This is a genomic window from Streptomyces sp. NPDC107546, from assembly GCF_055639175.1.
In genome coordinates this window covers 153,461-174,875 of record NZ_JBVKBA010000010.1, presented here as the reverse complement: position 1 = coordinate 174,875, position 21,415 = coordinate 153,461, and the positions used below count along the sequence as shown (strand labels likewise).

Here is a 21,415-nt window from a genome sequence, read left to right as displayed (position 1 = left end):
TCTGCTCCAGCGTTCACCAGACCGCAAAGATTCCCGGCTCCCCGATCCGATTGTCGTGCGGAATGCTTGATTCATGGACATTGATGTGAGGGGCCCCCGCTTCGGGGCGGCCGTGACGACCGTTGTGCTGGCCGTGGTCCTGGTCACCGGCAGCGCCTGGCTGCTGGCATGGCAGTTGCTGGCCTTCGCGCTGGGCGCGGCCGGGGGCGTGACGCGTTCACCGTACGGATGGCTGTTCCGAAGGGTCGTACGCCCGCGGCTCGGGCCACCGGCGGAGTTCGAGGCGCCGCAGCCGCCGCAGTTCGCCCAGGCGGTCGGGCTCGTCTTCGCCGTCGTCGGGCTGGTCGGCTACACCGCGGGGCCATGGTGGCTGGGGCTGGCGGCCACCGGGGCCGCGCTCGCCGCCGCCTTCCTCAATGCCGCGTTCGGGTACTGCCTGGGGTGTGAGGCCTATCTGCTCATGCGGCGTGTGGCGGTCCGCGCGGACTGACCGGGCGTCAGATGCGGGTGCGGCGAACGGCTGACGTGACGAGGATCTCGCCGTACACGGGCACCAGGACTGGCCCCGCGTCCGTTCTTCGGGCACGATCTGCGGAAGCCGTAAACCTACGGCCGCGTAACCTCCCGCCGGGAGTCCCTTCCCAGGCAGACAGAAGGGTCCGTCCCCGTATATGGCTGAACTCGTCTACCGTCCCGTCATCGGTCTCGCCCGCACGATGTTCAAGGCATGGGACCTGAAGATCGACTGCGAAGGGTCGGAGAACATCCCACGCTCCGGCGGTGCGGTGCTGGTGAGCAACCACATCAGCTATCTGGACTTCATCTTCAACGGCCTGGCGGCGCTGCCGCAGAAGCGCCTGGTGCGCTTCATGGCCAAGGAGTCCGTCTTCCGGCACCGCATCTCCGGACCGCTGATGCGCGCCATGAAGCACATTCCGGTGGACCGCAACCAGGGCGAGGCGGCGTACGCGCACGCGCTGGACTCGCTCAGGTCCGGGGAGGTGGTCGGGGTGTTCCCCGAGGCGACCATCTCCGAGTCCTTCACCCTGAAGAGCTTCAAGTCCGGTGCGGTGCGCCTGGCCCAGGAGGCGGGCGTCCCGCTGGTCCCGATGGCCCTGTGGGGCACCCAGCGGCTGTGGACCAAGGGCCACCCACGCAACTTCAAGCGCAGCCACACCCCGATCACGATCCGGGTCGGCGAAGCGATCGAGGCCTCCCGTGAGACGTACGCCGGCGTCCTGACCCGTCAGCTGCGCGAGCGGGTGCAGGAGTTGCTGGAGGCCGCGCAGCGCGCCTACCCGAGCCGGCCCAAGGGCGAGGAGGACGCCTGGTGGATGCCGGCCCATCTCGGTGGCACCGCGCCGACCCCCGAGGCGCTGCGCGCCGCCGAGGCACACTGAGGCCCGTCAGGCAGGGGCGTGGACGGTGATCCGCGCTCCGGGGCTGAACTTCTCCAGCAGTTCCGCGAGTTCGGCACCAGCGTGCTCGACGTCGGCCACCGGCATCGGGTCCAGGCTCTCCAGCAGGAAGAGCGCCGAGGTGGACTCCTCGGTGAGCCGGGTGCGCGGACCCTGGCGCCAGTTCCAGCGGCGGCAGGTCACGCCGACCTCGTCGCGCCAGACCACCTCGCCGGCGTCCGGCTGTTCCACGGTCTCCTCGCCCGCCGCGACGGTCACGAACTCCTCGTCCCCCGTAGCCCGTACGAGGTGCATGGCGCCCTGGATGCGGTCGAGGTCCTCGCCGCCGACCGGGATGAGATGCGCGACGCTGATGGCGTTGTAGAGGTCGACGAGCACGTTGATCCTGGGCAGACCGGCGTCCGACAGTGCCCGCTTGGCGAGCGCCTCGGCGGAGTTGCGGGTGCGGGACGGCTTGGCGCCGAAGGCCGTGTACACCGCGCGCCAGGCCGCCATGTGCGGGTCCTCGTGCGGGGCCCGTCCGTCCAGGCGGGCGGCGAGCCGGCGGGCGGCGTCGTCGAGCAGGGCCGACGTGGCCTCGGTGCTGGGCCCGCTCACGAGACCATGGGCCTCGATCGCGACATGTGTGAAACCGGGCGCGAGGGTACGCACCTCGTCGGACACGGTCAGGGTGGGAGTCATCGCCTGCCTCAGAGTGCGGTGGGGAGCGTCTTCCAGAGGGCCGGCCGATCGGGTGCGGCCCTGAGGGCCCTCACCACCGCCGGGTGAGGTGCAGCATACAGGACTGGATAGTCCACCTCACTGGACTTTGCGTCAGGCATCCAGGCGAGGCGCTCGCCGTCCAGGGAGAACTGGGCGTCGACGCCCGGTTTGTTGCCGCGGGGATCCTGGCGATGCCAGGCGCCGTTGAACCGCACGGCGACCAGGCCATGCACGGCGTGACCGCCGCCATCGTCGTGCGCCAGCCGCTGGTAGCACAGGGCCGTCGGAATGTCCTCGACCCGCAGCAGCGCGGCCAGGGCGTGGGCCTTCGCGTAGCAGATACCGGTGCGCTGCTCCAGCACGTCGGAGGCCCGCCACGCGACCCGCAGGTCACCGCTGTCGGCGGAGTGCGGAATGGCGTCGCGGACGTATTCGTAGGCCGCTCGCGCATAGGCATACGAGTCCCGAACGGCCCTCGCAAGGCGCGCGGCGGTTTCCCGCACCTGGGGGTGGTCATGGTCGATGACCTCGTCGGCAGCCAAATACGCGGACAGGTCGGGCGTTTCCTGGATCAGCTCCATGCCCGCAGAGCATAGGAATGCGGCCGCCCGAGAGTCAATGATTTTTCGAATGGCCGCATAACTATGCGGCTTGACCGACGTGCGCCTGCGGCGGCTAGTGCTGTGGCCGCAAAGGTTTGCCGGAAAGCTCGCGGCGTCCGGTGCGGTGCATCGCAAGGCGGAGCGTCGCCCGCGTACCGGATGTACTCGGGCGATGCGACAACGCGGCGAGGTGCCGTGCCGGGCGTCGCGAGCCGGTGAACCCTTCCGGCCACAGCACTAGCGCGCCATCTCCTCCTTCAGGGCCGCCACGAACCGGTCCACGTCGTCCTCGGTCGTGTCGAACGAGCACATCCAGCGCACGTCGCCCGCGGCCTCGTCCCAGAAGTAGAAGCGGAAGCGCTTCTGCAGGCGCTCGCTCACGTCGTGCGGCAGCCGCGCGAAGACGGCGTTGGACTGGACCGGGTGGAGGATCTCCACTCCGTGGACCGCGCGCACGCCCTCCGCGAGGCGCTGGGCCATCTCGTTGGCGTGGCGGGCGTTGCGCAGCCAGAGGTCCTTGGCGAGCAGGGCCTCCAACTGCACCGACACGAAGCGCATCTTGGAGGCGAGCTGCATGGACAGCTTGCGCAGGTGCTTCATGCGGCGGACGGCGTCCTGGTTGATGACGACCACGGCCTCGCCGAACAGCGCGCCGTTCTTCGTCCCGCCCAGGGAGAGGATGTCGACCCCGACCGCGTTGGTGAACGTGCGCATCGGCACGTCCAGGGAGGCGGCCGCGTTGGCTATGCGGGAGCCGTCCAGGTGCACCTTCATACCGTGCGCGTGGGCGTGCTCGCAGATCGCGCGGATCTCGTCGGCCGTGTAGAGGGTGCCCAGTTCGGTGCTCTGGGTGATCGAGACGACCTGCGGCATCGCGCGGTGCTCGTCCTCCCAGCCGTACGCCTGCCGGTCGATCAGCTCGGGTGTGAGCTTGCCGTCCGGGGTCGGCACGGTGAGCAGCTTGAGGCCGCCCACACGCTCCGGCGCCCCGCACTCGTCGACGTTGATGTGGGCGGACTCCGCGCAGATCACCGCGCCCCAGCGGTCGGTGACCGCCTGGAGCGCGACGACGTTGGCGCCGGTGCCGTTGAAGACCGGGAAGGCCTCGGCCGTGGCACCGAAGTGGCTGCGGATGATTCGCTGGAGGTTCTCGGTGTACGCGTCCTCGCCGTACGCGACCTGGTGCCCGCCGTTGGCCAGGGCCAGGGCGGCGAGCACCTCCGGGTGTGCCCCGGCGTAGTTGTCGCTGGCGAAACCGCGGACCTCCGGGTCGTGATGACGGCGCGCGTCGGTCCTGGGAGGGTTCACGGCTTCTCGGTCAGCCACAGACGGGTTCCGTTCACTTCGGTGGCGGACTTCTCCCAGACGCCGGCGACGGCCTCGGCCAGGTCCTTGACGTCGGTGAAGCCCGCGAACTTCGCGTTGGGGCGTTCGGCGCGCATCGCGTCGTGCACCAGTGCCTTCACCACCAGGATGGCAGCCGCCGACGTCAGCTCGCCCTCGCCCTTCGCCTTGTTGAAGGCGTCGGCCATGGCGAGCGTCCAGGCCTCGGCGGCGGCCTTCGCGGCGGCGTAGGAGGCGTTGCCCGCGGTGGGCTTGCTCGCGCCCGCGGCGCTGATCAGGACGTACCGGCCGCGGTCGCTGCGCTGCAGGGCGTCGAAGAAGGCGAGCGAGGTGTGCTGCACCGTGCGGATGAGCAGCAGTTCGAGCAGGTCCCAGTCGTCGAGCTTGGTCCTGGTGAAGGTCTCGCTGCCGCGCCAGCCGCCGACGAGGTGCACCACACCGTCGACCCGGCCGAAGTCCTTCTCGACGTGGGCGGCCCAGTCGCGGGTGGACTGCAGGTCGAGCAGGTCCACGGTGTCCCCGGTGACGGTGGCGCCGCCGTACGCGTAGCGGGCCGCGTCCACGGCTTCCGCGAGCCGCTCCGGGTCGTTGTCCGAGCCGACGACGGTGGCCCCCGCCTCGGCGAGCCGGAGCAGCGCCGCCCGGCCGGCCGGTCCGCCCGCGCCGGCCACCGCGATCACCGCGCCGGTCAGTGGCCCGTTCCCGTTCCGCATCTTCGCCTCCTGCCGAGCGGCCGTACCGGTTGCCGGGGCGCTCACGCGGCGACCCGCTCGGCCGCCTGAGCCGTGATGCCCTTGGTCGAGGCGATCACGTTCTTGAGCTTCTTCTGCAACGCCTCATAGAACATGCTCAGCGGAAACTCGTCCGGAAGCACGTCGTCCACGAGCTTACGCGGCGGCTGCGTCAGATCGAGGGCGTCGGGGCCCTTGGCCCACTTGGAGCCCGGGTGCGGGGCGAGGTAGGTGGAGACCAGCTCGTATCCGGCGAACCAGTGCACGAGCTTGGGGCGGTCGATGCCGTCCTTGTACAGCTTCTCGATCTCGGCGCACAGCTGGTTGGTGACCTGCGGGGCGCGCTCCCAGTCGATGGACAGCTTGTTGTCGGTCCAGCGGACGACGTCGTGCTTGTGCAGGTAGGCGAAGAGCAGCTGCCCGCCGAGGCCGTCGTAGTTGCGCACGCGCTCGCCGGTGACCGGGAAGCGGAACATACGGTCGAACAGCACCGCGTACTGCACGTCCCGGGCCTGCGGCACACCGTCGGCCTGGAGCTTCACGGCCTCCTTGAAGGCGGTGAGGTCACAGCGCAGCTCCTCGAGGCCGTACATCCAGAACGGCTGGCGCTGCTTGATCATGAACGGGTCGAACGGCAGGTCGCCGTGGCTGTGGGTGCGGTCGTGGACCATGTCCCAGAGCACGAAGGCCTCTTCGCAGCGCTTCTGGTCGTGGACCATCGCTGCGATGTCCTCGGGCAGCTCAAGGCCCAGGATGTCGACGGCGGCCGCGGTCACGCGACGGAAGCGGGCGGCCTCGCGGTCGCAGAAGATACCGCCCCAGGAGAACCGCTGCGGCGCCTCGCGTACGGCGATGGTCTCCGGGAACAGGACGGCGGAGTTGGTGTCGTAGCCCGCTGTGAAGTCCTCGAACTTGATCCCGCAGAACAGCGGGTTGTCGTAGCGGGTGCGCTCCAGCTCGGCCAGCCAGTCCGGCCAGACCATGCGCAGCACGACCGCTTCGAGGTTGCGGTCGGGGTTGCCGTTCTGCGTGTACATCGGGAAGACGACCAGGTGCTGGAGGCCGTCCTCGCGCCTGGCGGCAGGCTGGAAGGCCAGCAGCGAGTCCAGGAAGTCGGGCAACTGGAAGCCCTCGTCGGCCCACCGGCGCAGGTCCTTCACGAGCGCCTCGTGGTAGGCGGCGTCGTGTGGCAGCAGCGGGGAGAGCTCCTCCACGGCCTGCGCCGCACGACGCACGGCGCCCTCCGCCTCCGCACGCTCCGGTGCGCCCTCGGCGTCGAAGTCGATCGAACCGTCCTTGGCCTGCCATGGCCGGATCTGCTCCACGGCATCCTTGAGCACGGGCCAAGCCGGGTGGTCCACCACCCTGTCCTGCGGAGGAACCCGCTCCTCCGAGCCCACCTGCACAAGAATTTCCGTCATGACCCATCCTTCACGGGAGAACCTCACGTAGGCACACCGTATGCATACGGAGTTTCTCCCAGCAAGAGGGCGGTCGACAAATTATCCTGCCAGGCCAGGCCTTCACCGTTCATTTTCCTGTGATACACGAAACAGGCGACGACTTCCGCTGAACGCTTGTTCGGTCCCCACCCGCAGGACGAAGAGGCGACTTCCGGCCATCGGGCGTGGAGCACGGAACGGTCAACACGGAGGAGACGCGCCCACCCCGGGGTGACACCGGACCGGCCGCCAAGTCCGGTTTCGCACCGTTCCGTGCGCCCGGGGCCCCGGCACGGACGGGTTCGGGGCGCGGCCGGGCCACTAGGCTGCGGCCGAGCCGCGCCGGTCCGGGAGCGCCGCGCGGCTGCCCGAGCCGCCGTCGACGGAAGCGAGCCGAACCTTGAACTTCCTCACCATCGGTCACCGCGGAGTGATGGGTGTCGAACCCGAGAACACCCTCCGGTCCTTCGTCGCCGCCGAACGCGCGGGCCTCGATCTGATCCAGCTGGATCTGCGTCTGAGCAAGGACGGTGCACTCGCGGTCATGCACGACGACCAGGTGGACCGTACGACCGACGGTACGGGGCCCATCACGGAGAAGCCCCTCGCCGAGCTGCGCGCGCTCGACGCGGGCCGGGGTGAGCGCGTCCCCGTGTTCGAGGAGGTCCTGGACGCGGTGAGGACACCGATCCAGGCGGAGATCAAGGACGTGGCGGCGGCACAGGCACTGGCCGAGGTGATGCACCGCCGGGACCTGGTCGGCCGGGTGGAGGTGTCCTCGTTCCACGACGAGGCGGTCAGGGAGATCGCCCGGCTGGTGCCGGGCGTCCGTACGGCGCTGATCGCCGACCGCTACGGCACCGACGTCGTGGAGCGGGCCGTGCAGGCCGGCGCGGCGACCGTGTGCCTCAACATCCGCCGGCTGACCCTGGAGGTCGTCGAGCACGCGCGCGAGGCGGGCCTGAGGATCATCGGCTGGGTCGTCAACACCCCGGAACACCTCCGCCTCGTCCGCGCCCTGGAGCTGGACGGCGCGACCACCGACTACCCGGAGATCAAGCGCACCGGCCGCTTCACGGCGTGACCTCCACGCCCGCGGTCACACCAGCGGCTTGACCAGCAGCTCGAACCGGAGGTCGTCGCGCTGGGGGATGCCGAAGCGCTCGTCGCCGTACGGGAAGGCGCTCATCTGTCCCGTACGGCGGTAGCCGCGCCGCTCGTACCAGGCGATGAGGTCGTCCCGGACGGAGATGACGGTCATCTGCATCTCCTTGACGCCCCAGGTCTGACGGGCCGTGCGCTCCGCCTCCGCGATGACCACCTTGCCGAGGCCGCCGCCCTGCAGCGTGGGGTTGACCGCGAACATGCCGAAGTAGGCGTGGTCGCCGCGGTGCTCGAGCTGGCAGCAGGCGATGATCGCCCCCTCGCGCTCCACGGTCAGCAGCCGGCTGTCGGGCGACTTGATCACCTCCAGCACGCCCTCCGGGTCGGTCCGCCGGCCCTCGAGGATGTCGGCCTCGGTGGTCCAGCCCACCCGGCTGGAGTCGCCGCGGTACGCCGACTCGACCAGCGCGACCAGCGCGTCCACATCGGCCTCCGTGGCGTCGCGGAAGGTCAGACCGGTCGTGGCGGTGTCAGCGGTGGCGGGGCTGTCCATTGGGATGCTTCTCCGTGTTCCGTGGCGCGGCGCGGGCACCGATGAGGGTAACCCGCCCACTAGGCTCCGCATGCATGGTCCACGTACTGAGCAGCCGCACCCTTCTGCGCCCGGCCGATCCGGAGCGGTCCCGGGACTTCTACGGCGGGAAACTCGGGCTCCCGGTCTACAGGGAGTTCGGTACGGGGCCCGATCGCGGGGTCGTGTACTTCCTCGGCGGTGGCTTCCTTGAGGTGGCGGGCCGCAGCGAGACCCCGCCCTCACCGGCCCTGAAGCTCTGGCTGCAGGTACCGGACGTGGCCTTGGCGCACACGGAGCTGGCCGACGCCGGGGTCGCGATCGTGCGGCAGCCGGTGAAGGAGCCGTGGGGTCTGATCGAGATGTGGATCGAGGACCCGGACGGCACGGAGATCGTGCTCGTCGAGGTCCCGGCCGACCACCCCCTGCGGTACCGGCCGGGGACCTGATGCTTCCCCCCGGGGGATGGCCTTGGCGTGGTCAGGGGGACCCGCCGGCGAGCCGAGCGGCGCCCGGGCCAGGGCCGGTCTTCGAGCCGGGTGCCGCCCCGCCTCGGCGCACGTCGATATATCGGACATTGATCGAATTGCCGGTCCGGCCGTAGAAGTGCCGCTCGACCGGCGTCAACGGGTCGTGATCGTGAAGTCTCCGGGTGTGCGCCCTCAGCCGCGCGGTGCGCCGAGCCGGCCTTCCAGCTGGACGAGCAACTCACCCAGCAATTGCGCGAGTTGGCGCCGGTCGTCGGTGCCGAGCCCGGACAGGACGGCGGTCTCGTACGACAGTTGCTCGGGCAGGACGGCGTCGACCAGCTCGCGGCCCGCATCCGTCAGACGCACATGCGCCACGCGGCGGTCACGGGAGTCCCCGCGCCGCTCGACCAGGCCGCGCTCGGCGAGCTGCTTGATCCGTTTGGTCACCGCGGCGCCGGAGGAGAAGGTCTCCCGGGCCAGCTCCCCGGGCGTCAGCTCGTGCCCCGTGCGGCGCAGCGTGCCGAGGACGTCGAACTCCGGCCTGGTGAGGCCGGCGCGGCGCAGCGGTGCGTCCTCGGCCTGCTGCAGCAGGGCGGCGCAGCGGTTGACCCGCCCGATGATCTCCATGGGCCCGGTGTCGATGTCGGGGCGGACGGCCCGCCACTGGCGCACGACGGCGGCGACGATGTCGTCCGCGACGGGCCCCGGTCCGGCCGCACCGCCCTGCGCCCGTGTCGTCGGTCCGTTCACAGCCGTCATGTCCGTGCGCCTTCCGAGGTGTGCAGTCCCTGCCGTCGTACCGTCGCGGCGAGCGTACGGTCCCCGGCCTGTTCGGTGCGAAGCACCCGCTCCTCGGGCAGGGCGCGCTGCCACCACTCTCCGGCCGCGGCGTCGGCCGTGGCGCGCAGTTCCACGAGGGCCGCGGCGAGAGCGCGGCGTGCGGCTTCCAGGGTTCCTGGCTCGGCGTGCCCGGCGGCCAGCAGCCGGGTCGCGCGCTCGCGGGCGCGGTCGACGGCGGCGAGGGCGTGGTCGAGACGGTCGCCGGCACGCCGATTGGTGACGACGATCGCGGCGACGAAGCCGACCAGCGCTCCGATGAGGGTGTCCAGGACCCGGTCGGCCATCAGCGCGGCGGGCTCCTGGTGGCGGGCGAACTCGGTGATGAGCAGGGCCATCGGCGTCACACAGACGCTGCCGAGCCAGTAGTTGCGGCTGATGAGCGCCTCGGCGCCGAAGTTGAAGACCAGGCCGCACAGCACCAGGGCGAGCTGGTTCAGGTGAGCGAGCGGGGCGATGGCCGCGAAGAGGAGGACGCCGAGGAGGTTGCCGATGACGCGCTGGACGCCTCGGCGCCAGGTGAGGGTGACGTTGGCCTGGTACAGCGAGGCGGCGGTGACCAGCGCCCAGTACGGGCGGCCGACGCCCAGCGCCAGGGAGGCGTATCCGGCGAGGGCGCAACCGAGGGCGGTGCGCAGGGCGATGGGGGCGAGCGGGCCGAGCCTGCGGTGCAGGGGGCGCCGCGGGCTCGCGAGTTCGGCCTCGACACCGAGGAGTTCGTCGGCGGTCCCGCCCAGGTCGTCCGGGAGCGGGAGGGGCCCGGTTGCGCGCAGGTCGCGCGCCCAGGCGCGCAGCCGCTCGGGGTCGGTGTCGCCGGGCGCCGCGAGCGCGACCTCAGCACGGACGACGAGCCGCGCCAGCGCGCACCGAGATGCAGAGCCGGTGGACAGCAGCGACTGCCAGGCGGTGTGCACGGCGGCCGCGGCACCGGCCCGGGCGGTGGCCGCACCGGTCTCGGCGAACACGGCGGCGGCGCTCAGGGCGTGGGCGGTGGCGCGGCGCTCGGGGCCGTGCGGCCGCAGCAGGCCGGGAGCCATGCCGACGATCCAGGACCAGGCGCCCGCCGCGGCGGCGAGACCGAGGTGGGCGGGGACCTGACCGAGGGTCTGCGGGGCGAACAGGGACGCCGAGCTGACGAAGGTGAAGATCACATTGCCGGGCGGCCCGACGCGGGTCGCGTCGCAGAGCGCCTTCTGCACCGCCGCCAGCAGGGCGCCCACGGTCACCAGGACCACGGCGTTCGCGGTGAGGGACGCGGCGACCAGCGCGACGGCGAAACCCCCGAGCATGCCGAGGACGACCCGGACGAGGGTGAGGGCGCGGGCCGCGTACGGGCGGTTGTGCGCGTAGAGGGCGCACAGGGAGCCCGCCATCGTGTAGACGGCCAGGTCCAGGCGGCCGAGGGCGAGCAGCGTCAGGTTCGGCGGGGCGATCGCGGCGACCACGCTCAGTGCGGGCTTGAACCAGATCTCCGAGGGCCTGCCGAGGCGCAGATGGCCGGATAGGGGCAAAGGGCGCACTCGGGAGGTTCGGGGTGTGACACTGCTCATGGACATAAGCTTAACAGGTGTTTTACTCGTAAATGATTGCGGCGACCACGCCCGGCCTACCGCGCCGCCCCGCGCTCCCCCCTGTACCCCTGTGCGCTTGCGTGTGCACCCTGCGTCACGGGCATGCCCCCGGTGACCGTCCGAGACCGTCCAGCGGGGAGGTGCGCGGTGCACGGACCGGCTTCGCCCGGCTGGCTGCTCGTCGCGCTGTGCGCGGCGACCGGGGCCTACTGTCTGCTGCGGATGCGCAGCACCGTCGAGGAGCAGCGCCGCGCCGCGGGCGGCGAGGCGCTGATGGGGTTCGGCATGGCGGTGATGGCCGTGCCCGCGGCGGTCGCCGTGCCGCCGCGGGCCGTGTGGATCGCGTACGCCGTGGTCTTCGGCGGGGCGGCCGTACGGGCCCTGTGGGAGGCCCGGGGCGGCGCCCACCATCTGCACCATCTGGTCGGCGCGTGCGCCATGGTCTACATGGCGGCGGCGATGGCCGCCTCGCACGGACACCACACGCACGGCGGCGTATCGCTGCTGACCGGGACACTGCTGCTCTACTTCACGGTCTATGTGCTGAGGTCCGGGGTACGGCTGGTGCCCGCGGTGTCGGTGGCCGCGGCCGGGGGTGCGCCGGGCGCGGGGTGGGGCGACCGGCCCGAACTCGCGCGTGCCTGCCGCCTGTCCATGGCGATCGCGATGCTGGCGATGCTCCTTACGCTGTGAGCCGGGCGTCGGGCGGAGCCGGCATCAGGTCGGCGGCGGAACAGGACGCCGCGCATCCGTGGCGTGCGTCACTTTGCCGCGACAGTACATAGGCCGTGCCCCCGCCCGGCTCATAGGCTTCGGCCCATGATGGTCCCCGCGGCACTGCTGCTGCTCGGCGCGCTGACCGCCGTCCTCGCTCCGCGGCTGCTCGCCCGGGCGGACTGGCCGGACCGCGAACCGGTGGTCGCCCTGTGGGTGTGGCAGTGCGTGGTGGCGGCGGTCCTGGTGTGCTGCGTGCTGTCGATGACGCTGAGCGCGGCCGCCGCGTGGGCGGCCGTGCGGGGCCATGTGTTCGCCCCCGCCCCGCACTCGGTCGTGGCCGCGTACGCGCTGAACACGGGGAGCCCCTGGGCCGCGACGACCGCCGTGGCGCTGGCGTGCGGTGGCGTGTGGAGCGCGGCGATGCTGGTCCGGGAAGTCTCCCGGGCACGGGCGCGCCGTCGGCACAGTCGCACCGAACTGCTGGTGCGGGCCCCGCTGTTGCCCGGCGAGGAGCCGCGCGGCGACCGCCTGGTGGTGCTGGAGGGGGAGCGCCCGGACGCCTGGTGGCTGCCGGGGCCGGCACCCCAACTGGTCATCACGACGGCCGCGTTGCGCCGGCTCAAGGGCAGGCAGCTGGACGCGGTGCTCGCCCATGAGCAGGGCCACGCGCGGGCCCGGCACGACTGGCTGCTGCACTCCTCGGCCGCACTGGCCAACGGATTTCCCCAGGTGCCCGTCTTCGCCGCGTTCCGCGACGAGATGCACCGGCTGGTCGAACTCGCCGCCGACGACATGGCCTCGCGCCGCCACGGCCGCCTCACCACCGCGCTCGCGCTGGTGGAACTCAATGAGGACCGTGGCGTGTTCGGGCCCTGCCCCACCCCGCAGGCCCACGTTCCGCAGCGTGTGCACCGCCTCCTCACTCCCCCGGACCGGCTTCCGGCGGCGCGGCGCCTGCGGCTGACGGCGACCGCGGCGCTGGTCCCGGTGATTCCGGTGCTGGTGGCGTTCGTACCGGGGCTGCGCGCACTCGGGTAGTCACGGGAGGCGCCCGGCGGCCAGGGCTTGACCGGTGGCCGCACGTGTCGGCGAGGATCACGGTATGCACCCAGCGCCCGTCGACTCACCGTCCCGCCCTCCGGCCCCGCGGACCGCGGCGCTCACCGCCGCCGCCCTCGCCGCCCCGTCAGTGCTGCTCCTGGTGCTGGTCGCCGTCTCCTGGCGTCCGCTCATGACGCTCGACGCCGACATCGCGACCACCACACACCGCTGGGCGGTCGAACACCGCGGAATCACGCACGCGTCCCGCATCCTCACGGACTGGGTGTGGGACCCCCAGACCATGCGCGCCCTGTGCGCTGCCGCCGTGGTCTGGCTGCTGTGGCAGCGCAGAGCATGGTTGCTCGCGTTGTGGGTGGCGGCCACGTGCGCGCTGGCGGCGCTGGCGCAGAACGCGCTCAAGGCGGCTGTCGGCCGACCCCGTCCGGTGTGGCCGAATCCCGTCGATTCCGCCCACTACGCGGCCTTCCCCTCCGGTCACGCCATGACGGCGACCGTGGTGTGCGGACTGCTGCTGTGGCTCCTGCACCGCCACGGCGCCGGCCGCCTGTTGTGGTGTACGGCGCTCACGGTGGCCGTGGTCTCGGTCGTGGGCGTCGGGCTGACGCGTGTCTGGCTGGGCGTGCACTGGCCGTCGGACGTGCTGGGCGGCTGGTTGCTGGGGGCCCTGCTGGTCGCGCTCGCGGTGGCGTCGTACGAGCGGTGGTGCCAAGGGGAGGAAGAGCCGGTCCGGCGCGAACGGCGTCCTTGACCGTGGGGGGCGGGTCACGAAGGATCAGCCCCATGGGGATCAAAGGCGTGCTCTTCGACTTCTCCGGGACCCTCTTCCGTATCGAGTCGACCGAGTCGTGGCTGCGCGCGGTGCTCGCGGAGGCCGACGTGACGCTGCCCGAAAGCGAGTTGCTGCGGCTGGCGGGGCGACTGGAGGCCGCGGGCGCGCTGGCGGGCGGTGCCTCGCCCACGGGGCCGCTCCCGGAGGACCTGTCCGCGCTGTGGGCGGTGCGGGACCGCAGCGCCGAGGCTCACCGGGCCGCGTTCACCGGGCTCTCCCGCCGGGTGGAACTGCCGGACGCGCGTCTGCACGACGCGCTGTACGACCGTCATATGACGCCCGCCGCCTGGCGGCCCTACCCCGACACGGTGGAGGTGCTGGCCGCGCTACGCGAGCGCGGGGTGGCCGTCGGCGTGGTCAGCAACATCGGCTGGGACCTGCGGCCGGTCTTCCGCGAGCACGGCGTCGACCGGTATGTGGACGCGTACGTGCTGTCGTACGAGCACGGCATCCAGAAGCCGGACACCCGACTGTTCGGGCTCGCCTGCGACGCGCTCGGCGTCGCTCCTCAGGACACACTGATGGTCGGCGACGACCGCCGCGCCGACGGCGGCGCGGCGGACCTGGGCTGCGCGGCGCATTTCGTGGAGCACCGCACGGTGACCGAGCGCCCGGACGGGCTCCGCCCGGTGCTGGACCTGATCGGCTGAGCCGGGCGCGCGCCCAGGCCCTCAGCTCTCGTAGCCCTCGACCTGCGACGCCGGGCGGACCTGTGCCTCGTCCGGGTTCTCACCGAACTCCGCCTTCGCGCGGCGCTGGCGCAGCAGGTCCCAGCACTGGTCCAGGGCGCGCTCCACCTCGCCGAGGCGCTCCTGTTCCGTCGCACTGTCGATGCGGCCGGACGACAGCGCCTCGCGCAGGGCTCGCTCCTCCTCCACCATGGCCGAAATCCTGCCCAGGATCTGGTCCTGATCCATGTCTGTACGCCTCCTCGGTGACTGCTGACCACTCTAGTGCTGTGGCCGGAAAGGTTTGCCGGAAGGCTCGCGGCGTCCGGTGCGGTGCATCGCACGGCGGAGCGTCGCCCGCGTACCGGATGTACTCGGGCGATGCGACAACGCGGCGAGGTGCCGTGCCGGGCGTCGCGAGCCGGTGAACCTTTCCGGCCACAGCACTAGGGAGGGTCGACCGGCCGTGCGACACCGATGGCGGGAGAGAAGAGGCGCGCGCCTGCCCTGGACCATCCCCCGTGTGGCCCGGGGCAGGCGCCGTCCGGGGCCGGCCTGCGAGGGCGCGGTCCCGGGACGCACTGAGTATAGTTGGCTGGCAGCCAGTCAACGCAGGAGTCCAGGATGTCGCCGCGCAGCGCCTCGGTCAATGAAGAATTGCGGCGGCGTTCCCGCGAACGGCTTCTGCACGCGGCCGTCGAACTGGTCAGCGAGCGCGGCTATGACGCGACCACGCTCGGCGACATCGCGGACCGCGCCGGCTCCGCGCGGGGCCTGGTGTCGTACTACTTCCCCGGCAAGCGGCAGCTCCTCCAGTCGGCCGTGCACCGGCTGATGCACCGCACCCTGGAGGAGGCGCTGGAGCGCGAGCCGCGCACGGAGGACGGCCGGGAGCGGATGGCGCGGGCCATCGACGCGATCCTGGGCCTGACCGTGCACCACCCCGTGCTGATGCGGCAGCACATGGCGGGGATCCTGCAGGCCGAGGGGTTCGTGCAGTGCCCCGAGCAGAAGCGGCTGGCGGAGCTGCTGCGGGACACGGTCGCACGGCACGGCTCCACGGCCCCCGACACCGACTACCCGATGCTGCGGGTCCTGCTGATGGGCGCGGTCTACGCGGCGCTGGTGCCGGGCGTTCCGATGCCGCTTGCCGTCCTGCGGGCCGAGTTGTTCAAGCGGTACGGCCTCGCCTGGGAGATGGGTGCCCCGCCGGCCCCCGAGGGGACCGACGAGGCGTACGACGCGGATCTGTCGCGGTTCTTCGCGACGGAGGACCGCCCGCCGGAGAGCAGCGGTCAGCCGAAGTAGTCCGGCTGCGTCTGGACGTTCAGCTCACCGAGTCGGACCCGCTGCGCGGGGTCCGTGCGGCGGTCGGTCAGCTTCAGGACGTCGAACCCCTTGGCGATGTCGTTCGAGTAGATGTACCCGTTGTAGTAGTACGCCGACCAGGAGCCGCCGACGGTGAGGGTGTCCGTGGTGAGCGGTCCGCGCTCGAAGTAGGCGATCTCCTCGGGGCGCGCGGAGTCGGTGAAGTCCCAGACGGAGACACCGCCCTGGTACCAGGCCTGGACCATGAGGTCGCGGCCCTTGACCGGGATCAGCGACCCGTTGTGGGCGACGCAGTTCTCGGTGTCCGCCTGGTGGCGCGGGATCTTGTAGTAGCCGCGGAAGACGAGCTTGCGGCTCTCGCCCTTGCCGACGATGTCATAGATGCCGTCGGCGCCGCGGTTCGGCCCGATCTGCGCGTTGCAGGTGGCCCCGCCGCCTCCGCCCAGCTCGTCGGTGAAGACGACCTTGTCCGCCTTCTGGTTGAAGGTGGCCGAGTGCCAGAACGCGAAGTTCACGTTGTCCTGGACCCGGTCGATGACCTTCGGATGCTCCGGGTCCTTGACGGACATCAGGATGCCGTCGCCCATGCAGGCGCCCGCCGCGAGGTCCTTGGAGGGCAGCACGGTGATGTCGTGGCAGCCGGTGGTCTTGGAGACGCCCGGGTTGGTGGGTGCGCCGGGGTTTCCGCCGCCGTCCGGTCCCTCACCGGGGAAGAGCACCGGGAAGCTCACCACCGCGGCCTTCTCGGGTGCCTTGCGCGGCACCTTGATCACCGAGATGCCGTCGTGCGGCGGCCGGCAGTCGGGGAACGTGCTGCTCGGCGAGTACGAGGAGACGTAGATGTAGACGTTGTCGCGCTTCGGCACCAGCGAGTGCGTGTGCGAGCCGCAGGCGGTCTCGACGGCGGCGACGTACCTGGGGTTCTTCTTGTCGCTGATGTCGAAGACCTTCATGCCCTCCCAGGACGACTTCTCGGTCGCGGGCTGCGTGGTGCTGTTGCAACTGCTGTCGCTGCGCGAGGAGTCGGTGGACAGGAAGAGCAGATTGCCGGAGACGGAGACGTCGTTCTGCGAGCCGGGGCACAGGACCTGGGCGACCGTCTTCGGGGCCTCGGGGTCGGCGATGTCGAAGATGCGGAAGCCGTCGTAGTTGCCGGCGAAGGCGTACCTGCCCTGGAACGCCAGGTCCGAGTTGAAGCCGGGCAGCGCGTCCTTGGGGATGTTGGCGAGGTGCTGGACGTTGGCGGAGTGGACGATCTCGTCCTGGCCGGGTATCGCGCCGTCCGCGATCGCCTTCCTCGCCTGGTTCTCGGTGCTCTTGGACACCTCGCGCGAGGCGGGAACGTCTCCGGGGTCGGGGGTGGCGGCCGCGGGTTGGGCCGTGAGCAGTGCGGCCAGGAGTCCGGCCGCGACGGCGCAGACTCCCAGGCGTCTGCGGCGCGTTCGGTGGTCGTGGGACAGGGTCACTGTGTCCTCCCTGGTAGCCGTTCGGGCTTGAACGGATCACGGACCTCCGAAGTATCGTCTTTCTCATGGGCAGATCAACAGATGGCAATGCACTCGTAACGAACGTCTTTGGTCGCGCGCGTGCTCTCCGCCGCCGCGCGTCCGTCATGTCGCTGGTGGCGCTGCCGCTGGCGATCGCCCTGATCACCGGGTGCGACTCCGGGTCGGGAGGCAACTCGGCCGCCGCGAACGGCCCTTCGGTGATCGCCCCCGGAAAGCCCGGCGAGGCGGCGCAGACGCTTTCCGCGGAGGAGGCCGGCAAGCGACGCGCGGAGGACGACACTCCGAACGCGGCGGACTTCTCCTATGCGCGGATGATGATCGAACATCACCGGCAGGCGCTCGAGATGACACGACTGGCACCGCAGCGTGCGGAGTCCGACCGGGTGAAACGACTCGCGGAACGGATCACTGCCGCACAAGAGCCTGAAATCGCCTCGATGGAAGCCTGGTTGACGGCGCATGCGAAGGACGACCACGGCAGCCCCCACCAGCACGACGCGATGCCGGGCATGGCGACCGAGGCCCAACTGAAGCAGTTGCGCGCGGCGGAGGGCAAGGCGTTCGACGAGCTGTTCCTCAAGCTGATGATCACACACCACGGTGGCGCCGTCACGATGGCGACGGACGCGAAGGCCGAGGGGAACAACATCCAGATCGAGGAGATGGCCGACGATGTGATCGCACAGCAGACGAGCGAGATCAGCCGGATGCGCGAGATGTCGTGAGGGGTTCGCTCCGAGCGGGCCCCGCCCGGTCAGCTCCGGGCATGACGCGGCGTCAGGAATCCGGCATCGCGCGCTCCGGCGATCAGTTTCAGTGAGCGGCGCCGGCTTCGGCCCGTCGCACACATGACCGCGTACACCGGGTCGACGCCCTCGGTCTGGGCAGCACGGTACTCCTCGGCCACCAGACGCCACCCCTCGACGCCGCGCGGCCAGGCGGGCCGGTGCCGGTCCGCCGGCGCCCCCAGGGGCTCGTACGGCGACCCGGAGTCCGCACCGCACGCCTCGAGCAACGGTTCCTCGATCCAGTCGACGAGGGCCGTCAGATCGCCGAGCGACAGGGGCGGCTGGGCCCGCACCTCCTCGATCGAAACGCCGCCGCCCGCGACCACGGCGAGGACGTCGACCCGGCCCCCGTCGGGCAGATCGAGCCGGACCGCGTACCACGACGTGACACTCCCGTGCTCCCGCACTTCCCAGGCGGGCCACACGGCCACCGGCACATCCGGCCGGGATCGATCGGAAAAATCCTGAAAGGACACTTCCAGCACACACGGAAGGTAAGCGACTGATCACATACCATGCGGAGAGCCACGCACAGAAGGAGCGCGCACCGCACCCCGTCGGCCCAGCGGCACGCCCCCTCCCCTCCCGCCGTGCGCGGTGCAATGCTGGAGCCACCAGCGATCTCCTCCGCTAGGGAGTTCCGCCGTGCTGCATGTCGCCGTCGTCGGCTCGGGTCCGAGCGGGGTCTACACCGCCCAGGGCCTGGTCCAGCAGGATCCACAGGTGCGCGTCGACGTTCTCGACCGCCTGCCGTGCCCGTACGGGCTGGTGCGGTACGGCGTGGCCCCCGACCACGAGAAGATCAAGTCCCTGCAGAACAATCTGCGCACGGTCCTGGAGCACGAGCGGATCCGCTTCCTCGGCGGCGTCCAGGTGGGCGGGGGCGGGGTGCCGGTGACCCGGCTGCGCGAGCTGTACCACGCGGTGGTCTACTGCGTGGGCGCCGCGACCGACCGGCATCTCGGCATCCCGGGCGAGGACCTGCCCGGCAGCTGGTCGGCCACCGAGTTCGTGTCCTGGTACAGCGCACACCCGGACTCCCTCGAGGAGGGCTTCCTGCATGACGCGCGGGCGGCCGTGGTGATCGGCGTCGGGAACGTCGCGGTCGACGTGACCCGGATCCTGGCCCGCGAGGTGGCGGACCTGAGCCCCACCGACATGCCGCAGGCGGCGCTCACCGCGCTGGCCGCCAACAAGGTCACGGAGATCCACATGGTGGGGCGGCGCGGCCCTTCCCAGGCCCGCTTCACCACCAAGGAGCTGCGCGAGCTGGGCACCCTGCCGGACACCGATGTGGTCGTGAACGAGGCCGAACTGGCGCTCGACCCGGCGTACGTCGATCCGTCCGGGCTGCCGGCCACCCAGCGCCGCAACGTGGAGGTGCTGCGCGGCTGGGCCGCGGCACCACCGAGCGGTGCGGCGCGGCGGGTCCGGCTGCGGTTCTTCCTGCGCCCGGTCGAACTACTGGCCGACGGGGGCCGGGTGGGCGCCGTACGCTGCGAGCGGACGCTGCCCGACGGACAGGGCGGGGTCACCGGCAGCGGGCGGTACGAGGACATCGAGGCACAGCTCGTGCTGCGTTCGGTGGGTTACCGCGGAGTGCCGTTGGAGGGCCTGCCCTTCGACGCGAAGACCGGCACGGTGCCGCATCGGGCGGGACGGGTGCTGCGCGCCGGGGAGGTCTCCCCCGGCGAGTACGTGGCGGGGTGGATCAAGAGGGGCCCGACGGGCGTCATCGGCACGAACCGCCCCTGTGCGAAGGAGACGGTGACCTCCTTGCTCCAGGACGCGCCCGGCCTCGCCGCCCGCGAGGTCCCGGACGACGCGCTCGCGGCCCTGCGGGCGGACGGAGTGCGGCCGGTCGAGTGGCCGGGATGGCTGGCGATCGAACGGGCGGAGGCAGCACTCGGGGCGTCGCTGGGCCGGGGAGTGGTGAAGCTCCCGGACTGGCGGTCGCTGATGGCCGCCGCGCACGACACAGCCCCGCAACACCCCTGAAATCAACAAACTGTTCAAGGAGCTTACGTTCTCCCCCATGTCCACCGTGCACCCCGTTGACGAAGTCCCCCCGATACGCCAACTGTCCGCCTACGCCCTCCAACACGTCCTCGCCATGTACGCCGGCGCCGTGGCGGTACCGCTCATCGTCGGCGGCGCCATGAAACTGCCGGCCGCCGACCTCGCCTATCTCATCACCGCCGACCTGCTGGTGTGCGGCATCGCGACCCTCATCCAGTGCGTCGGCTTCTGGCGCTTCGGCGTACGGCTGCCGATCATGCAGGGCTGCACCTTCGCCGCCGTGTCCCCCATGGTGCTCATCGGGACGACGGGCGGCGGACTCCCCGCCGTCTACGGCTCGGTGATCGTCGCGGGCCTCGCGATCGTGCTGCTGGCGCCCGTCTTCGGCAGACTCCTGCGCTTCTTCCCACCCCTCGTCACCGGTACGGTCATCCTGATCATCGGCCTGTCGCTGCTGCCGGTGGCCGGCAACTGGGCCGCCGGCGGCCAGGGTTCGAAGGACTTCGGGGAGCCGAGGAATCTGGCCCTCGCTGCGTTCGTGCTGCTGCTCGTGCTCGCGGTGCAGCGCTTCGCGCCGGCGTTCCTGAGCCGGATCGCGGTGCTGATCGGCATCGCGGTGGGGCTGGCGGTCGCGGTGCCGTTCGGCTTCACGGACTTCGGCGGGGTAGGGCACGCCGACTGGGTCGGGATCAGCACGCCGTTCCACTTCGGTGCGCCCGTCTTCCACGCCTCGGCGATCGCGTCCATGCTGGTGGTCGCGGTGGTGACGATGACCGAGACCACCGGCGACCTGATCGCGGTCGGCGAGATGACCGGCCGCAGGGCCGAGCCGCGCTCCCTCGCGGACGGCCTGAGGGCCGACGGGCTCTCCACGGTTCTCGGCGGCGTGTTCAACACCTTCCCGTACACGGCGTACGCACAGAACGTCGGCCTGGTCGGCATGACCCGGGTGCGCAGCCGCTGGGTCGTGGCGGCCTCCGGCGGCATGCTCGTGCTGCTGGGTCTGCTGCCCAAGCTGGGCGCGGTGGTCGCGGCCGTTCCGGCGCCGGTGCTCGGCGGGGCGGGTCTGGTGATGTTCGGGACGGTCGCCGCGAGCGGACTGCGGACGCTGGCCGGCGTCGACTTCCGGGGCAACCACAACCTGACGGTGGTGGCCGTCTCCGTGGCGGTCGGCATGCTGCCGGTCGGGGTGCCGACGGTCTACGAGAAGTTCCCGGACTGGTTCCAGACGGTGATGAACAGCGGCATCAGCGCCGGCTGTCTGACCGCGATCGTATTGAATCTGCTCTTCAACCACCTGCCCTCGAAGGCCGGTTCAGCCGTCTTGGAGGCGGACGGCCTGACGCGCGGCGGCGGCGAGCAGGGTGTCGAGGAGCCCCGGGAAGAGATCGTCTAGGTCGCCCCTGCGCAGGCCGTTCATCTTGGCCGTGCCCCGGTAGACCTGCCGGATCACCCCGCTCTCGCGGAGCACCCGGAAGTGGTGCGTGGTGGTGGACTTGGTGACGGGCAGGTCGAAGTGCGAACAGGAGAGCTCGTCGCCGACGGCGGCGAGCTCCCGCACGATCCGCAGCCGCATGGGGTCGGACAGCGCGTGCAGCACGGCCTCCAGACGGATGTCCTCACGCACCGGGTGCGGAAGGTCGCGGCTGCCGAGAGCGGGGGCGGCGGGGGTCACAACGGCTCCAGTTCGTCCGGGGGTCCGT

Annotated in this window: 24 protein-coding genes; 12 read left to right on the top strand and 12 right to left on the bottom strand. The window is 71.2% G+C overall.

From position 1 onward, the window contains the following. Nucleotides 1–73 precede the first annotated feature (73 nt). A complete protein-coding gene (locus tag ACZ7L1_RS17400) occupies nucleotides 74–490 on the top strand; it encodes a DUF4395 domain-containing protein (RefSeq protein WP_471438026.1) in 417 nt (138 codons plus the stop codon). Nucleotides 491–671: 181 nt separating this feature from the next. Further along, nucleotides 672–1,400 (top strand): lysophospholipid acyltransferase family protein, encoded by a 729-nt coding sequence (locus tag ACZ7L1_RS17395; protein WP_471438024.1) that lies wholly within the window; start codon nucleotides 672–674, stop codon nucleotides 1,398–1,400. A 6-nt stretch (nucleotides 1,401–1,406) separates the two neighbouring features. Here the strand turns inward: ACZ7L1_RS17395 and ACZ7L1_RS17390 are convergent, their stop codons facing one another. From ACZ7L1_RS17390 to ACZ7L1_RS17370, 5 genes are all read right to left on the bottom strand, one after another. Continuing rightward, nucleotides 1,407–2,099 carry a B3/B4 domain-containing protein gene (locus ACZ7L1_RS17390; protein ID WP_471438022.1) on the bottom strand — a complete coding sequence of 231 codons (693 nt, stop codon included), beginning with the start codon at nucleotides 2,097–2,099 and terminating at the stop codon, nucleotides 1,407–1,409. 8 nt (nucleotides 2,100–2,107) lie between these two features. Continuing rightward, nucleotides 2,108–2,701 carry a transglutaminase domain-containing protein gene (locus ACZ7L1_RS17385; protein WP_471438020.1) on the bottom strand — a complete coding sequence of 198 codons (594 nt, stop codon included), beginning with the start codon at nucleotides 2,699–2,701 and terminating at the stop codon, nucleotides 2,108–2,110. A 258-nt stretch (nucleotides 2,702–2,959) separates the two neighbouring features. Beyond that, nucleotides 2,960–4,030, bottom strand: coding sequence for a threonine aldolase family protein (locus tag ACZ7L1_RS17380; RefSeq protein WP_471438018.1), 1,071 nt, complete (start codon nucleotides 4,028–4,030; stop codon nucleotides 2,960–2,962). Next, nucleotides 4,027–4,779: an SDR family NAD(P)-dependent oxidoreductase gene (locus ACZ7L1_RS17375; protein ID WP_471438017.1), complete on the bottom strand. Its 753-nt coding sequence runs from the start codon at nucleotides 4,777–4,779 to the stop codon at nucleotides 4,027–4,029. The genes ACZ7L1_RS17380 and ACZ7L1_RS17375 overlap by 4 nt, the downstream gene beginning before the upstream one ends. A 41-nt stretch (nucleotides 4,780–4,820) precedes the next feature. Next, the gene (locus ACZ7L1_RS17370; RefSeq protein ID WP_471438015.1) at nucleotides 4,821–6,218 is read right to left on the bottom strand and encodes a DUF6421 family protein; all 1,398 of its coding nucleotides are present in this window, start codon (nucleotides 6,216–6,218) and stop codon (nucleotides 4,821–4,823) included. Nucleotides 6,219–6,639: 421 nt separating this feature from the next. Between ACZ7L1_RS17370 and ACZ7L1_RS17365 the strand changes: the two genes are divergently transcribed. Continuing rightward, entirely contained in the window at nucleotides 6,640–7,323 is a 684-nt protein-coding gene (locus tag ACZ7L1_RS17365; protein ID WP_471438013.1) for a glycerophosphodiester phosphodiesterase, read from the top strand. A gap of 15 nt (nucleotides 7,324–7,338) precedes the next feature. Here ACZ7L1_RS17365 and ACZ7L1_RS17360 read toward each other — a convergent pair whose 3' ends face one another. Further along, the gene (locus tag ACZ7L1_RS17360) at nucleotides 7,339–7,896 is read right to left on the bottom strand and encodes a GNAT family N-acetyltransferase (RefSeq protein ID WP_471438012.1); all 558 of its coding nucleotides are present in this window, start codon (nucleotides 7,894–7,896) and stop codon (nucleotides 7,339–7,341) included. 74 nt (nucleotides 7,897–7,970) lie between these two features. On the opposite strand from ACZ7L1_RS17360, the gene ACZ7L1_RS17355 reads away from it, so the two are divergent. Then, complete coding sequence (locus ACZ7L1_RS17355) at nucleotides 7,971–8,363, top strand: VOC family protein (protein WP_471438010.1); 393 nt, start codon at nucleotides 7,971–7,973, stop codon at nucleotides 8,361–8,363. A 213-nt stretch (nucleotides 8,364–8,576) separates the two neighbouring features. Here ACZ7L1_RS17355 and ACZ7L1_RS17350 read toward each other — a convergent pair whose 3' ends face one another. Together ACZ7L1_RS17350 and ACZ7L1_RS17345 are read right to left on the bottom strand one after the other, a co-directional pair. Then, nucleotides 8,577–9,143: a MarR family winged helix-turn-helix transcriptional regulator gene (locus ACZ7L1_RS17350; protein ID WP_471438008.1), complete on the bottom strand. Its 567-nt coding sequence runs from the start codon at nucleotides 9,141–9,143 to the stop codon at nucleotides 8,577–8,579. Next, nucleotides 9,140–10,771 carry an FUSC family protein gene (locus tag ACZ7L1_RS17345; RefSeq protein ID WP_471438007.1) on the bottom strand — a complete coding sequence of 544 codons (1,632 nt, stop codon included), beginning with the start codon at nucleotides 10,769–10,771 and terminating at the stop codon, nucleotides 9,140–9,142. The genes ACZ7L1_RS17350 and ACZ7L1_RS17345 overlap by 4 nt, the downstream gene beginning before the upstream one ends. Nucleotides 10,772–10,939: 168 nt before the next feature. On the opposite strand from ACZ7L1_RS17345, the gene ACZ7L1_RS17340 reads away from it, so the two are divergent. The 4 genes from ACZ7L1_RS17340 to ACZ7L1_RS17325 all read left to right on the top strand — a co-directional run bounded on the left by ACZ7L1_RS17340 (nucleotide 10,940) and on the right by ACZ7L1_RS17325 (nucleotide 14,050). Then, nucleotides 10,940–11,485 (top strand): DUF5134 domain-containing protein, encoded by a 546-nt coding sequence (locus ACZ7L1_RS17340; protein WP_471438005.1) that lies wholly within the window; start codon nucleotides 10,940–10,942, stop codon nucleotides 11,483–11,485. 126 nt (nucleotides 11,486–11,611) lie between these two features. Then, entirely contained in the window at nucleotides 11,612–12,547 is a 936-nt protein-coding gene (locus tag ACZ7L1_RS17335) for a M56 family metallopeptidase (protein WP_471438003.1), read from the top strand. 64 nt (nucleotides 12,548–12,611) lie between these two features. After that, on the top strand, nucleotides 12,612–13,319 hold the full coding sequence (locus tag ACZ7L1_RS17330) for a phosphatase PAP2 family protein (protein ID WP_471438001.1): 708 nt from the start codon (nucleotides 12,612–12,614) through the stop codon (nucleotides 13,317–13,319). 32 nt (nucleotides 13,320–13,351) lie between these two features. Next, complete coding sequence (locus ACZ7L1_RS17325; RefSeq protein WP_471437999.1) at nucleotides 13,352–14,050, top strand: HAD family hydrolase; 699 nt, start codon at nucleotides 13,352–13,354, stop codon at nucleotides 14,048–14,050. Nucleotides 14,051–14,071: 21 nt separating this feature from the next. Here ACZ7L1_RS17325 and ACZ7L1_RS17320 read toward each other — a convergent pair whose 3' ends face one another. Beyond that, nucleotides 14,072–14,317: a DUF2630 family protein gene (locus ACZ7L1_RS17320; protein ID WP_388990322.1), complete on the bottom strand. Its 246-nt coding sequence runs from the start codon at nucleotides 14,315–14,317 to the stop codon at nucleotides 14,072–14,074. A gap of 375 nt (nucleotides 14,318–14,692) precedes the next feature. Here ACZ7L1_RS17320 and ACZ7L1_RS17315 point away from each other — a divergent pair, with 375 nt between their 5' ends. Then, nucleotides 14,693–15,376: a TetR/AcrR family transcriptional regulator gene (locus tag ACZ7L1_RS17315; protein ID WP_471437998.1), complete on the top strand. Its 684-nt coding sequence runs from the start codon at nucleotides 14,693–14,695 to the stop codon at nucleotides 15,374–15,376. Here the strand turns inward: ACZ7L1_RS17315 and ACZ7L1_RS17310 are convergent. After that, nucleotides 15,364–16,863, bottom strand: coding sequence for an LVIVD repeat-containing protein (locus ACZ7L1_RS17310; protein ID WP_471437996.1), 1,500 nt, complete (start codon nucleotides 16,861–16,863; stop codon nucleotides 15,364–15,366). The two genes, ACZ7L1_RS17315 and ACZ7L1_RS17310, sit on opposite strands and share 13 nt — an antisense overlap. 65 nt (nucleotides 16,864–16,928) lie before the next feature. Between ACZ7L1_RS17310 and ACZ7L1_RS17305 the strand changes: the two genes are divergently transcribed. Continuing rightward, complete coding sequence (locus ACZ7L1_RS17305; protein WP_471437995.1) at nucleotides 16,929–17,630, top strand: DUF305 domain-containing protein; 702 nt, start codon at nucleotides 16,929–16,931, stop codon at nucleotides 17,628–17,630. 29 nt (nucleotides 17,631–17,659) lie between these two features. Here the strand turns inward: ACZ7L1_RS17305 and ACZ7L1_RS17300 are convergent, their stop codons facing one another. Next, complete coding sequence (locus ACZ7L1_RS17300) at nucleotides 17,660–18,124, bottom strand: DUF6214 family protein (RefSeq protein WP_471437993.1); 465 nt, start codon at nucleotides 18,122–18,124, stop codon at nucleotides 17,660–17,662. A 214-nt stretch (nucleotides 18,125–18,338) separates the two neighbouring features. Here ACZ7L1_RS17300 and ACZ7L1_RS17295 point away from each other — a divergent pair, with 214 nt between their 5' ends. After that, the gene (locus tag ACZ7L1_RS17295; RefSeq protein WP_471437992.1) at nucleotides 18,339–19,691 is read left to right on the top strand and encodes an FAD-dependent oxidoreductase; all 1,353 of its coding nucleotides are present in this window, start codon (nucleotides 18,339–18,341) and stop codon (nucleotides 19,689–19,691) included. A 37-nt stretch (nucleotides 19,692–19,728) separates the two neighbouring features. Beyond that, nucleotides 19,729–21,108, top strand: a complete 1,380-nt coding sequence (locus ACZ7L1_RS17290; protein ID WP_471437990.1) for a nucleobase:cation symporter-2 family protein — start codon at nucleotides 19,729–19,731, stop codon at nucleotides 21,106–21,108. On the opposite strand, the gene ACZ7L1_RS17285 is transcribed toward ACZ7L1_RS17290, so the two are convergent. Next, entirely contained in the window at nucleotides 21,028–21,387 is a 360-nt protein-coding gene (locus tag ACZ7L1_RS17285) for an ArsR/SmtB family transcription factor (protein WP_471437988.1), read from the bottom strand. The two genes, ACZ7L1_RS17290 and ACZ7L1_RS17285, sit on opposite strands and share 81 nt — an antisense overlap. Between the last annotated feature and the right edge of the window lie 28 nt (nucleotides 21,388–21,415).